Annotated in this window: 12 protein-coding genes; 5 read left to right on the top strand and 7 right to left on the bottom strand. The window is 72.4% G+C overall.

Annotated features, from left to right (window positions below; translation table 11 throughout):
• From E1293_RS07920 to pdhA, 3 genes are all read right to left on the bottom strand, one after another.
• Positions 1–1,002: dihydrolipoamide acetyltransferase family protein (locus tag E1293_RS07920; protein WP_132195406.1), on the bottom strand; the 1,002-nt coding region annotated here is incomplete at its 3' end.
• Positions 999–2,015, bottom strand: coding sequence for an alpha-ketoacid dehydrogenase subunit beta (locus tag E1293_RS07915; protein WP_132195404.1), 1,017 nt, complete (start codon positions 2,013–2,015; stop codon positions 999–1,001). The genes E1293_RS07920 and E1293_RS07915, both read right to left, overlap by 4 nt.
• 1 nt (position 2,016) lies before the next feature.
• Entirely contained in the window at positions 2,017–3,123 is a 1,107-nt protein-coding gene (gene pdhA / locus E1293_RS07910; RefSeq protein WP_132195402.1) for a pyruvate dehydrogenase (acetyl-transferring) E1 component subunit alpha, read from the bottom strand.
• A gap of 184 nt (positions 3,124–3,307) precedes the next feature.
• Here pdhA and E1293_RS07905 point away from each other — a divergent pair, with 184 nt between their 5' ends.
• The 3 genes from E1293_RS07905 to E1293_RS07895 all read left to right on the top strand — a co-directional run bounded on the left by E1293_RS07905 (position 3,308) and on the right by E1293_RS07895 (position 5,658).
• A complete protein-coding gene (locus E1293_RS07905) occupies positions 3,308–3,754 on the top strand; it encodes an Lrp/AsnC family transcriptional regulator (RefSeq protein ID WP_424923609.1) in 447 nt (148 codons plus the stop codon).
• A 367-nt stretch (positions 3,755–4,121) separates the two neighbouring features.
• The gene (locus E1293_RS07900; protein WP_207938725.1) at positions 4,122–4,997 is read left to right on the top strand and encodes an IclR family transcriptional regulator; all 876 of its coding nucleotides are present in this window, start codon (positions 4,122–4,124) and stop codon (positions 4,995–4,997) included.
• A 55-nt stretch (positions 4,998–5,052) separates the two neighbouring features.
• A complete protein-coding gene (locus tag E1293_RS07895) occupies positions 5,053–5,658 on the top strand; it encodes a TetR/AcrR family transcriptional regulator (RefSeq protein ID WP_132195398.1) in 606 nt (201 codons plus the stop codon).
• Between the two features lie 30 nt (positions 5,659–5,688).
• Here the strand turns inward: E1293_RS07895 and E1293_RS07890 are convergent, their stop codons facing one another.
• From E1293_RS07890 to E1293_RS07875, 4 genes are all read right to left on the bottom strand, one after another.
• Entirely contained in the window at positions 5,689–6,075 is a 387-nt protein-coding gene (locus E1293_RS07890; protein WP_132195396.1) for a hypothetical protein, read from the bottom strand.
• A gap of 79 nt (positions 6,076–6,154) precedes the next feature.
• A complete protein-coding gene (locus E1293_RS07885) occupies positions 6,155–8,050 on the bottom strand; it encodes a DUF6807 family protein (protein ID WP_132195394.1) in 1,896 nt (631 codons plus the stop codon).
• Entirely contained in the window at positions 8,047–9,090 is a 1,044-nt protein-coding gene (locus E1293_RS07880) for a mandelate racemase/muconate lactonizing enzyme family protein (protein WP_132195392.1), read from the bottom strand. The genes E1293_RS07885 and E1293_RS07880 overlap by 4 nt, the downstream gene beginning before the upstream one ends.
• A gap of 10 nt (positions 9,091–9,100) precedes the next feature.
• Positions 9,101–10,012 carry an NAD-dependent epimerase/dehydratase family protein gene (locus tag E1293_RS07875; protein WP_243716085.1) on the bottom strand — a complete coding sequence of 304 codons (912 nt, stop codon included), beginning with the start codon at positions 10,010–10,012 and terminating at the stop codon, positions 9,101–9,103.
• 144 nt (positions 10,013–10,156) lie between these two features.
• On the opposite strand from E1293_RS07875, the gene E1293_RS07870 reads away from it, so the two are divergent.
• Positions 10,157–11,119, top strand: coding sequence for a LacI family DNA-binding transcriptional regulator (locus E1293_RS07870; RefSeq protein ID WP_132195390.1), 963 nt, complete (start codon positions 10,157–10,159; stop codon positions 11,117–11,119).
• Entirely contained in the window at positions 11,116–12,096 is a 981-nt protein-coding gene (locus E1293_RS07865; protein ID WP_132195388.1) for an aldose epimerase family protein, read from the top strand. The genes E1293_RS07870 and E1293_RS07865 overlap by 4 nt, the downstream gene beginning before the upstream one ends.
• The last annotated feature ends 119 nt before the right edge of the window (positions 12,097–12,215 follow it).

Below are 12,215 nucleotides of genomic sequence, written 5' to 3'. Positions count from 1 at the left end.
GTCCACGCCGAAGACGCCGTAGTTGTTGAGGGTGAAGGTGCCGCCGGTCAGGGCGTTGGGCGGGAGGGTGCCTGCGCGGGCCTCGGTGGTGAGGCGGGTCAGTTCGGCGGCGAGTTCGGCGGTCGTCATCTGGTGGGCGTCGCGGACGACCGGTACGACCAGGCCGCGGTCTGTTTGGGCGGCGAAGCCCAGGTTGATGTGGTCGTAGCGGACGATCTCGGCGCGGGCGGTGTCGACCGAGGAGTTCAGTTCAGGGAAGCGCCGCAGGCCGGAGACGCAGATGCGGGCCAGTAGCGCGAGGAGGCCGATCTCCAGGTCGGCCTGGCGCATCGCGTCCTTCAGCGCCAGCAGGTCGGTGGCGTCGGCGTCCACCCAGGTGGTGGCGTCGGGGATCTCGGTGCGGCTGCGGCTCAGCTTGTCGGCGACCGCCCGGCGCATTCCGCGCAGCGGGATTCGCTCGCCCTCCGTGGTGGGCACCTCTGTTGCGGGCGCTTCTGCCGGGTGGACGATGGCCTGTTCTACGTCGCGGCGGAGGATCACGCCGTGGGGGCCGGTCGGGGCGATGGTGGTGAGGTCCAGGCCGTTGTCGTGGGCTATTCGGCGGACGAGTGGGGAGATCACGCGTGGGGCCACCGCGGGCTTTGGGGCGGGCGGCTTCCCGCTGCGGCGCCTGCGGGAGTTGGACGCGTGGCCGGTGCCGTAGCCGATCAGGACGTTGCCGGAGCCTGCCTTTTCCTCTTCGCGGTAGCGGGCCGCGGCGGCGTCCACGGGGTCGACCTCGATGAGCGGCTCGCCGACACCGAGGACGGTGCCCGCCTCAGCGTGCAGGTTCAGGACGGTTCCGGCGAACGGGACCGGGACCTCCACGGCCGCCTTGGCGGTCTCGACCTCCACCACGATCTGGTCGACCTCGACGGTGTCGCCGGCGGCGACCTTCCACTCGATGACCTCGGCCTCGGTCAGGCCCTCGCCGAGGTCGGGCAGCCGGAACAGCCGCGTCATGACGCGGCCCGGTTAAGGTGGCGGACGTCGGGCTCGTCGTCGAACTGGAGCCGGTCGACCGCGTCCAGGACACGGTCCACGTCCGGCAGGTGCGAGTGCTCCAGCTTCGGCGGCGGGTAGGGGATGTCGAAGCCGGTGACGCGCAGCACGGGTGCGGCGAGCGAGTGGAAGCACCGTTCCTGGACGCGTGCCGCGATCTCCGCGCCGACGCCCGCGAAGCCCTGCGCCTCCTGGATCACCACGCAGCGGCCCGTCTTGCGCACCGAGGAGACGACGGTTTCGTCGTCGAACGGGACGATCGTGCGCAGGTCCACCACTTCGAGGTCGCGGCCCTCCTGGGCGGCGGCTTCGGCCGCCTGGAGCGCCACCGGGACGGAGGGGCCGTAGGCGACCAGCGTCGCGTCGGTGCCCGTCCGCCGTACGGCCGCCCGCCCGAATCCGGCGGCCTGCCGGGCCGTGATTCCGACCGTGTCCTTGGCCCAGTACAGGCGCTTGGGCTCCATGAAGACCACGGGGTCGGGGTCGGCGACGGCGTCGCGGAGCAGCCAGTACGCGTCGTCCGGGGTCGCGGGGGTGACGACTTTCAGGCCCGGCGTGTGGGCGTAGTACGCCTCGCTGGAGTCGCAGTGGTGCTCGACACCGCCGATGCCGCCCGCGTACGGGACGCGGATCACCATCGGCAGCGGCATCCGGCCGCGGGTGCGGTTGCGCATCTTGGCCACGTGCGAGGCGATCTGCTCGAACGCCGGGTAGGCGAAGGCGTCGAACTGCATCTCCACCACCGGGCGGAAGCCGCCCATGGCCATGCCCACGGCGAGGCCCACGATCCCCGCTTCGGCGAGCGGCGTGTCGAAGCACCGGTCCTCGCCGAACTCGGCGGTCAGCCCGTCGGTGATGCGGAAGACCCCACCGAGGGGGCCGACGTCCTCGCCGAAGACCAGCACCCGCTCGTCGCCGCCGAGCGCGTGCCGCAGCGCGGTGTTCAGGGCCTGCGCCATCGTCATCGTGGTCATGTCAGTCCTCCGGGGCGGTCAGCTCGGACTCCAGCTGCGCCCGCTGCTCGCGCAGCTGGCCGGTGGGCTCGGCGAAGACGTGCTCGAACAGCTCGAACGGGTCCGCCTCCGGGTCGGCGTTCATCGCCTCGCGGACGCGGGCGGCGAACTCTTCGGCGGCCTTCTGCGCTGCGGTGACGTCTTCGGTGCCGAGCAGGCCGCGGTCGCGCAGGTAGGTCTCCAGCCGGGCGACGGGGTCGGCCGACTCCCACTGCTCGACCTCGGCGGACTCCCGGTACCGGGACGCGTCGTCGGCGTTGGTGTGGGCGTCCATCCGGTAGGTGTGCGCCTCCACCAGGAACGGCCCCTCGCCGGAGCGCGCGTGCTCCATGGCGGTGGTCAGGACGGACAGCACCGCGACGAGGTCGTTGCCGTCCACCTGCTCGGAGCGGATGCCGTAGCCGATGCCCTTGTAGGCGAGCGCGGGGGCGGCGGTCTGCTTCGCCAGCGGCACGGAGATCGCGTACTTGTTGTTCTGCACGAAGAACACGACGGGCGCGCGGAGGACGGCGGCGTAGTTGAGCGCCTCGTGGAAGTCGCCCTCGCTGGTCCCGCCGTCGCCGACGAACGCCATCACGGCGGCGTCCTCGCCCTTGCGGCGCAGGGCGTCGGCCATGCCCACCGCGTGGACGGTCTGCGTGGCGAGCGGCGTGCACTGGGGCGCGACGCGGACGGCCGCCGGGTCGTAGCCGCAGTGCCAGCCGCCCTGCAGCAGGGTGAGCGCCTCGGCGGGGTCGACGCCGCGGGCGACCAGCGCGACCGTGTCCCGGTAGGTCGGGAACAGCCAGTCGTCCGGCCGGAGCGCCAGCACCCCGGCGATCTGGCAGGCCTCCTGGCCGCGGCTGGACGGGTAGACGGCGAGCCGGCCCTGCTTGGTGAGCGCGGTCGCCTGGCGGTCGAAGCGGCGGCCGAGGACCATGCGCCGGTACGCCTCGACCAGGCGCTCGCCCTCAGGCGCCGGGTAGCCGGGAGGCGGTTCGGCCGCCGTGCCGTCCTCGGCGACGAAGCGCACCGGGACGGCCGAGGGGAGCAGGCCGTCGACCGCCGGGTGGGATGTCCGCGTTGACATCGCGCCCTCCACGTTCTCTGGACGCTTGATAAGGGAAGCGTCCGCCCGATGCGACCATGTGTTCAATGGACCGGGCAGAACAGGCGACAAATGGCTCCGGAGTGGGCCGTGGGGGGACCAGATGTCTTCAGAAGGGGGCCCCACGGGGGGATGGACCGGACATTCTGCCGGGCGGCTGGACGGGGTGGACCGCGCGATCATCGCCGAGCTGCTGCGGGACGGCCGACTGCCGGTGCGGGCGCTGGCCGAGCGGGTCCACATCTCCCGGGCCAACGCCTACGCCCGGCTCACCCGGCTGATGGACGACGGGGTGATCACCGGGTTCACGGCGGAGCTGGACACGAACAAGGCGGGCCTCGGCACCAGTGCCTACGTGTCGGTCACCATCGAGCAGAACGCCTGGCGCGCCGTGTCGGCCGGGCTCCGCGACATTCCCCATGTCGAGCACTTCGCGATGGTCGGCGGCGACTACGACCTGCTGGTCCTGGTCAGGGCGCCCGACAACGCGGCGCTCAGGGACGTGGTGCTGGAACGCATCCAGGGCATTCCGGGCGTCCGCGGCACCCGCACGTGGCTGGTGTTCGAGGAGGCGCGCGGACGCGGTACGGAGTGGGCGCCCAGGCAGGGCTGAGGGCGCGAAACCGGCACCGGGCGAAACCGGCACCGGCCGCACAGGTTGGCGCGCATGCGGCCGGTGCCGGCGTCTACGGGCGGGGCTGCTCGTCGTCGAAGATGTGGGGGAGTCCGCGGCGGTAGCGATCCGGCGGGGCCGCCCAGTGGCCGCCGATGCCTGTCTCCTCCCGGGCCTCGCCGTCGGTGTCCCGACCTTAGAACATTATTGGCGCTCCGCCAATAGGGCTCCGGAGACCGCTTCCGGCCGCGCGGATCCCTGGCAGATCATCACGGACCAAACCTGTTGACACTCAGCCAATAAGTCTTGGCGCGCTACCTTCTGAAGCAGAAACCAGAATTCACTTCAGTTTTGGGAGGTGGCCGCGATGGGATCAGCCGCCACGGCCGAGCACCCCGAAGGACCCGCCCGCGAGGTACCGCTCTCGATGGTCGGGCGGATGACGCTCGTCCTGGACTCGTTCCGCGGCCCGGCGGCGCGGCTGCCCCTCGAAGACGTGGTCCGCTCGACCCGCCTCCCGCGCTCCACCACGCACCGCATCCTCGAACAGCTGGTCCGGCTGGCCTGGCTGGAGCACTCGCCGCTCGGCTACGCGCTCGGCCGCCGCGCCCTGGAGATCGGCCGCCGCGGGCAGAGCCACGACGACCTGCGCGCGGCCGCCGCCCCGCTGCTGCACGAACTGCAGCTCACGACCGGGATGGTCGTGCATCTCGCCGTCCTGGACGGTGCCCTGATCCGCTACCTCGACAAGGCCGGCGGCCGGTCCGCGGTCGCGGTGCCGTCCCGCGTCGGCGGCGGCGCCCCGGCGCACTCCACCGCGCTCGGCAAGGCGATGCTGGCCCTGCTGCCCGCCGAGGACGTCGACGCCAGGCTCGGCGACCCGCTGAACAGGCTGACCCGGCACACGATCGGCGACCTCGCCACGCTGCACCAGGAACTGCACCGGATCCGCATGCGCGGCGGGCTCGCCTTCGAGCGCGGCGAGTACTGCCCCGGCATCGCCTGCGTCGCCGCGGCCGTGCGCGGCCCGGACGGACCGCTCGGAGCCGTCTCGCTCGTCGGCGGCGCCGACTTCCGGCTGGAGCGCGTCGCCCGGCTCGTGGCCGCCGCGGCCCGGACGATCTCGCTGGACCTCGTCCCGGAACTGGAGCGGCGCCGCCCGGCCCCCGCGCCCGCGGAGACCTGGTCGGCCGAGACGCTCGCCAGGCTCGTCGCGATCGGCCAGGAGGGCGACTGGGGCTGACCGCCGGTACGCGCGCACGGCAGAATCGACGCAGTACCGAGTGGAGGAGACGCTCTTGCCGCGAATCGCCGGAGCCAGGCCGCCGGCGGAGCCCAGCTCGCCGCACCAGAAGGACCGCTACGCGCGCATCCTCCGCGTCGCGCGAAGGCTCGGCTCCGAGCACGACCTCGAACGGGTCCAGATGCAGGACGTGGCCAACGGGGCCGGCGTCGCGATCGCCACCCTCTACCGCTACTTCCCCTCGAAGACCCACCTGTTCAGCGCGGTCAAGCAGCAGCAGATCGAGCGGCTGGCGGAGGAGGCGTCCCGGCTGCGCTCCACGTCGGAGCCGCCCTTGGACGCCGTGGTGCAGATCCTGGTGCGGGCCCGTGAGCAGATGATGCGGAACCCTCGGCTGGCCCGCGCCGTCCTCCAGGCGGACCACATCGCCCAGGCCACCTCGCGCGACCTCTGGGCGCCGGACCGCCAGTTCGGCGAGATGCTCCTCGCCGTCGCCGGCTTCGACTCCCCGACGCCGGAGCAGCGGCGCCTCGTCCGGCTGGTCGAGTCCTGCTGGTACGGAGTCTTGCTGACCTGCCTCAACGAGCGGACGTCCGCGGCCGAAGCCGACATCGACATCCGCGTCTCCTGCGAGATGCTCCTGGGCCCCCACCTGCGCTGACCCGCACCGCCCCGGCGAGCGGCGTGGTCGTCAGATCGTGGGGGGTGCGGTGGCGGTGATGCCGCGGGCCTGGGATACCGCGTGGTTCGCCCAGGCGCTCGTCTGCGGGCCTGGCGGGAATTGGGCGGAATGGTGGAAACCGGGGCCGGTCACGGAAACGGCCACGAAACCGAGGTACTTGCGTTCCTTCATCAGGAGGAAGAGCAGGCCCAGCAGGCAGAACCAGACGAAGATCACCGTCAGGACGATGGCCACCACCGGAATGCCCTCGGTGACCTGGGTGGAGTCTTGAACGGTCCAGGTGGAGCCGTGCAGCGGATATCGCCCGTACGGGAGAATGACGTGCGTGTTCGTCAGGGAGATGTCGCCGATCTGCAGGAGAACGGGCTCGGCACCGCCATGAGAAACCGGGTACATCCACTCACCTCTTCGATCGGTCGGCTCATGCTATTGCCCTCCAGGCGGACGGCGCGGCGTTCCGGCCATGAGCGGCCGATCAACCGGCGGTGAGGTTGCCGGCCTGTTCCGGGGTCAGGCGAGTGTCGGCGACCACCACCGTGATCGCGCGGTTCAGGCGGTCGGGGACGGTCAGCGGCCTGTCCCACGCCAGTGCGGGGCCGACGCCGGGGTACTCGGTGACGCGCACGAACCACGGGTCGAGTCCGGCGGTCTGGACGAACACGAGGCTCCAGGCGTCCGAGGTGAGCGCCAGCCAGGGGGTGACGCTGCCGTGCACCGCCTCTTCGCCGGACGCTTCGCCCGTGAACACGTCCAGGCCGGTGGCGTCCTTGGGGGCGCGCCAGAAGAAGCCGCCGTAACCCGCGCCGACACGGCCCTTGCACGCGGAACTCTGCAGGACGAGCGGCCGCCCGGTGCGGCCGGTCAGCGTGAACGCGAAGTCGAGCGCCCATGCGCCGGGCACGGTTCGCGCGATCAGGGTCCGCTCCTCGGAGGCCAGGACGGTGCCGTCCGGGCCGACCCAGTCGAGGGCCTCCGCATAGCCGCCGTCGATGGGACGGAGGGTGCGCCGCCGCTGCCGGCCGTGGTTGCGGAGCATCTTCGGGCCCTCGTCGCGGACGTAGGTGGAGCCGCCCCAGAAGTTGACGCCGTCGACGTCGGAGATCGCGACGCTCGCCCCGAAGTGGTGGACGTGGTCGTCCGGCTGCACCTCGGTGACGACCGTCCCGCCGAGCGTCCGGACGGGGTGCAGGTGGGGGCGTGGAGCGTCGGTGGCCTGTAGATCCCCGCGCTGGACATAGGCGGCCACCTCGTGTCCGCCGGCCCTCAGCAGCGTCTCCGGCCACGGTGCCGGGGGCGGTTTCAGGGTGCCGGGGAAGCCCAGTTCGGAGAGGGTCTTCAGCTCGTCGGCCGCCCGCACGACCAGGCCCTCGATGCCCGGCAGCACCAGCCGCGACGGCTCCCTCCGGACGGCACCGGCCCCGATCGGCCGCGGTTCGGGAGCCAGCCGGATCGCGTCGAGCAGCCGGGTGAAACCGCCGGTGCGGGCTAGCGGCACCAGAAGGTCCGTGCCCTCGCGCACGTGCGCGAGGAGGTTGCCGAGCAGGTCGGTCCAGCCGTAGCCGGTCCTGACGCCGTCGATCTCGATCTCGTCGAGGGTGTAGAAGAGCCGGGCCGACCGGTTCTCGCCGTGCAGGTGCAGGTAGGGCTCGGTGCGCCGGTCGTTGCAGAGCGACACGGCGATCGCGACGAGCGTCCCGTCGGCGAGGCGCAGCCGGGCGCTGGAGGTGTCGTCGGACTCGATCGCGTTGGCGCGGTGCAGCTCCAGCTCGATCCCGTCGATCGAGTCCACCGTGTCCGCGCCGGCCACGGCCAGGGCGGACGCCACCGCGTGGGCGAAGGGGTTGGTGAGGGCGCCGTCCATGACGTCGACGCCGTCCAGCCGCCGGTGGCCGGCCCACGCCGAGCGCGTGTAGTAGCCGAGCGGCCGGGTCCACGCCCCGGCCACGCCGATGCCGCGGACCGGTTCGCCGAGCACGTCCGCGGCGGCGGCGATCGCCGCGGAGCCGAGCGACTGGAAGCCGACCTGGCACGCCAGTCCGGTATCGGCCACCGCCGCGGAGATCGCCGCGAACTCCTCGATCGACGGCGCGGGCGGCTTCTCCAGCAGCACGTGCGCGCCCGCCTGGAGCGCGGCCACCGCCAGCGGGGCATGGGTGTGGATCGGGGTGGCGATCACCGCCACCTCCGCCCCCGTCGCCTCGATGAGCGACGGAAGGTCCGCCGAGACGGGCACGCCGAGCCCGGACGGCGGACGGACGTCGCACGCCCCGGCCAGCTCCGCCCGGCCCGTGGCGGCCAGCCGCCGGACGTTCTCCAGATGGTGGCGCCCGAAACCGTGGACTCCGGCGACGACCACCCGGACCGGCTTCACAGCGCCCACCTCGTCGGCGCGCCCGTCGCCCGCAGCCCGGCAGAGGTGATCTCCACCGGTGGCGGATCGGCGAGCAGTCCGAGGTCGGTGAGCGTGGCGTCCTCCGGGTGCTCGACCATCACCGGATGGTGCAGGGCCAGGGCGAGCTGCCCCGACAGCTCGGTGAGCAGGTGCGGGTAGACCGGCACGTCGAAGAGCCGGGCGAGGTCGGCGATGCGCAGGAACGGGGTGATCCCGCCGACCCGGACCACGTTCGGCTGGACGACGTCGCAGGCGCCGGCGGTCAGCAGATCGCGGAAGCCGTGCGCCGTCGCGACGTTCTCGCCGACCGCGACCGGCGTGCCGATGGCGCGGCGCAGCTCCACATGGGCGGCGACGTCGTCGGCGGGCAGCGGCTCCTCGATCCAGAACAGGTCGAACCGCTCCAGCGCCCGCATCGCGGTCCTGGCCCGCTGGAGGTCCCACAGCTGGTTGGCGTCGATCATCAGTGCCGTGTCCGGGCCGATGACCTCCCGCACCGCGGCGACCCGCTCGACGTCCTCGGCGAGCGACGGCCGCCCCACCTTGATCTTGACGGCGGGATGCCCGGCGGCCGCCCAGCGTCCGGCCTGGGCGGTCAGCTCCTCCAGCGAGTAGTGCCGGTTGATGCCGCTGCCGTACACCGGGACGCTGTCGCGCCGCGCACCGAGGACGTCCACCAGCGAACGCCCGCCGCACTCCAGGTCCCACAGCGCGAGGTCGACCCCGGCCATCGCGATCGGGACGATCCCCGACCGCCCCGCCTCGCCGAGGAGCTTCGACAGCGTGTCCCACACGAGGCCGGAGTGCGCCGGGAGCCCGATCACCGCGTTGCGGATGTCATGCTCCAGCAGCGCTTTGATCGCGTGCGCGCCGATCTGGGGCGTCCAGGAGAACCCCGTGCCCGTGCGTCCGTCGTCGAGCGTGAGCGTGACGAGCAGGACGTGGTTGAACGGCCGGTCCGCGCCCCACGGCCGGGCCAGCGGCACCGGCCGGAGCACGACCGACAGGTCCTTGATCATCCCGGCTCCTTCAGGCGAGTTCGGTGCGCCAGCTGCGCTGTGCGGTCCAGCCGAGCAGCCGCTCGGCCTTGGCGGCGGAGAAGGCCGCGGCGGTGCCGGTGAGCACCTCGGCCGGCTCCTTGGTCTCGGGGAGGAAGCGGGGCAGCAGCTCGGCGAGCGGCTCGCGGGCCAGCGCGTCGCCGGCGCCGGCGAAGAACACCTCGCCGTTGCGCTCCAGCCGCGGCAGCCCGGTGAGGAGGGCGTCGACGAACGCGCCGGCGTCGCGCGCGTCGAGGTAGTTGAACAGCGAGACGCTGCCGATCGCGGGCTCGTCGAGCCGCTCGCGGAGGGTGTGCCCCGACTGGGTCGGCGCGCCCTCCCACTCCTCGGGCGCGACGACGAAGCAGGGGCGGAACGCGGCCATCCGGGTGCCGGTGCCCGATCGGGCGTACGACCCCATGGTCTGCTCGGCGACCAGCTTGGACAGGCTGTAGACGTTCCAGGGCCGGGTCGGGTGCTCCTCGTCCAGTGGCAGGTAGTCGGGGACCCAGCCGCCGGGCGCGCCGTAGCCCATCACCGTCGGGCTGCTCGCGACGACCAGTTTCGGTACTTCCAGTGCCACCGAGGCCGCGCACATGTTGAAGGCGAGCTGGGTGTTGACCCGGAACGTCGTCGCGTCGGTCCGCCCGAAGGGGACGGCGATGGCGGCGAGGTGCACGACGGCGTCCGGCCGGAAGCGGGTGAGCACCGAATGGGCCTCGCCGAGGTCGGTGAGATCGGCCGGTAGGGTGGCGGCGGCCGCCCGGGGCGTGCCCGGGGCGCTGTCGACGCCGATCACCTCGTGCCCGGCCGCCGCCAGCGTGGTGACGACGCTCCGGCCCATCCGGCCCGCGCTTCCGGTGACGAGCACCCTGCTCGTCGCCGGGACTCCTTCAGGGCTCACCGCTGGGACTCCTTCGGGCTGCAAACAGTTGCAGTAAACAATCGGCCCAGACGTGCTCGCCCGTCAAGTGAACGTTGCACGACCAGCGCAAACGGTCTCCGTGATCTTGTCGAACGTGCAACCGGTTGCGTTAGAGTCGGTTCCATGGCAGTGACTATCCGGGATGTCGCGCACGCGTGCGGCGTCCATGTGTCGACGGTGTCGCGGACGTTCTCCGCGCCGCACATGGTGAACGCCGAGACCCGGACCCGGGTGCTCGCGACAGCCGAGGAGCTCGGCTACCGGCCGAACCGGGCGGCCCGGTCGCTCACCACGGGCCGGACCGGCAACCTCGGGCTGATCGTCGCCGATCTCGCGAACCCGTTCTTCCCCCCGCTGATCAAGGCCGCCCAGGCCGCCGCCCGCGGCCAGGACTACCACCTGTTCGTCGCCGACACCGACGAGGACCCGGTGGAGGAGCAGGACCTCGTCCTCGCCTTCTCCAAGCAGGTGGACGGCATCGTGCTGTGCAGCCCCCGGCTGTCGAACAAGGCGCTGGAGAAGCTGGCCGAGTCGATCCCGTTCGTGCTGGTCAACCGGCGGCTGCGCGGCGTCCCGACGGTCGTCATGGACGTCGCCCACGGCGCCCGCACCGCGATGGGGCACCTCGCCGGGCTCGGCCACCGGCGGGTCGCCCTCGTGTCCGGCCCGTCCGGCTCCTGGACGAGCGGCGAGATGCGCCAGGCCGTCACGAACACGCCCGGCCTCGAAACCCACGTGATCGGCCCCAACGCGCCCACCGAGGAGGGCGGCGTCGGCGCCGCCGGCCAGGTGGCCGCGGCCGGCGTGACCGGCGTGCTGGCCTACAACGACCTCGTCGCGATCGGCCTCATCGAGGGCCTGGAGGAGCTGGGCGTCCGGGTTCCCGACGACGTCAGCGTGATCGGCATCGACGACAGCGTCACCGGACGTCTGCACCGGCCCAAGCTCACGACGGTCGCCATGCCCACCGCCGACGCCGGCCGCATGGCCGTCGACCTGCTCATCAAGTCGATGAGCGCCGCCACCGTCCTGGAAACCCACCTGGTGGTCCGCGAGTCCACCGCCCCCCCGAAGGGACTCCCATGAGACACGACACCGCCGCCTTCGGCGTCACGCCCGACGGCGAGAAGGTCGAACGGCATGTGCTGGACAACGGGCGGATGCGCGCCGCCGTCCTCACCTACGGCGCCGTCCTGCAGCGGCTCCAGGTGGCGGACGGCACCGACGTCGTCCTCGGCCTGGACACGCTCGACGACTACCTGTGCCGCAGCCGGTACTTCGGCGCGGTCGTCGGCCGGTACGGCAACCGCATCGCCCGCGGCAGGTTCACCCTCGACGGCCGGGAGCACCGGCTCGCGGCCAACAACGACGGGCACAGCCTGCACGGCGGCGTCCGCGGCTTCGACAAGCGGGTGTGGCGGGCCGAGTCGGCGGGCCCGGCCGAGGTCACCCTGAGCCTGGTGAGCCCGGACGGCGAGGAGGGCTACCCCGGCGAGCTGCACGCCCGCGTCCGGTACGTCCTGGACGGCGACGCGCTGCGCCTTGAGTACCGCGCCACGACCGACGCCCCGACGGTGGTCAACCTGACCAACCACTCCTACTTCAACCTGGCGGGATCGGGCGACGTCCGCGGGCACGTGGTGGCGATGGACGCCGACCGCTACCTGCCGGTGGACGAGGGGAAGATCCCCACGGGCGAGCTGGCCCCGGTGGCCGGGACGCCGTTCGACTTCACCGCCCCCGCCCGGGTGGACGCGCGGCGCGGCGGCCGCTACGACCACTGCTACGTGCTGCGGGGCCGGGTGACGGTCACCGACCCGGCCGGCGGGCGCTCGATGGAGGTCACGACCACCGAGCCGGGCGTCCAGTTCTACACCGGCCACATGCTGGACGGCGTCGCCACGCCGTACGGCCCGTTCGCGGGCCTGTGCCTGGAGACCCAGCGCTTCCCCGACGCGCCGAACCAGCCGGGATTCCCGTCCGCGGTGCTGCGGCCGGGCGAGGAGCACGCCTCGGTCACCACCTACCGCTTCAGTCGTGCCCGCGACTGCAATCGGTTGTAGTAACAAGCTTCAGCCTCGGTCATTCTCTTGCGACGCTGCGTTGCCGAAGATGCCGCTGAGCTTGAGTTATGCGAATTCGTCCAGGTCCGGCCCGTGAGGAATCTCACTGCAAAGGGTTG

The sequence above is a fragment of the Actinomadura darangshiensis genome, assembly GCF_004349235.1.
Classification (GTDB): Bacteria; Actinomycetota; Actinomycetes; order Streptosporangiales; family Streptosporangiaceae; genus Spirillospora; species Spirillospora darangshiensis.
The sequence above is the reverse complement of the archived record's forward strand: the minus strand, read 5'-3'. Positions and strand labels throughout refer to the sequence as shown.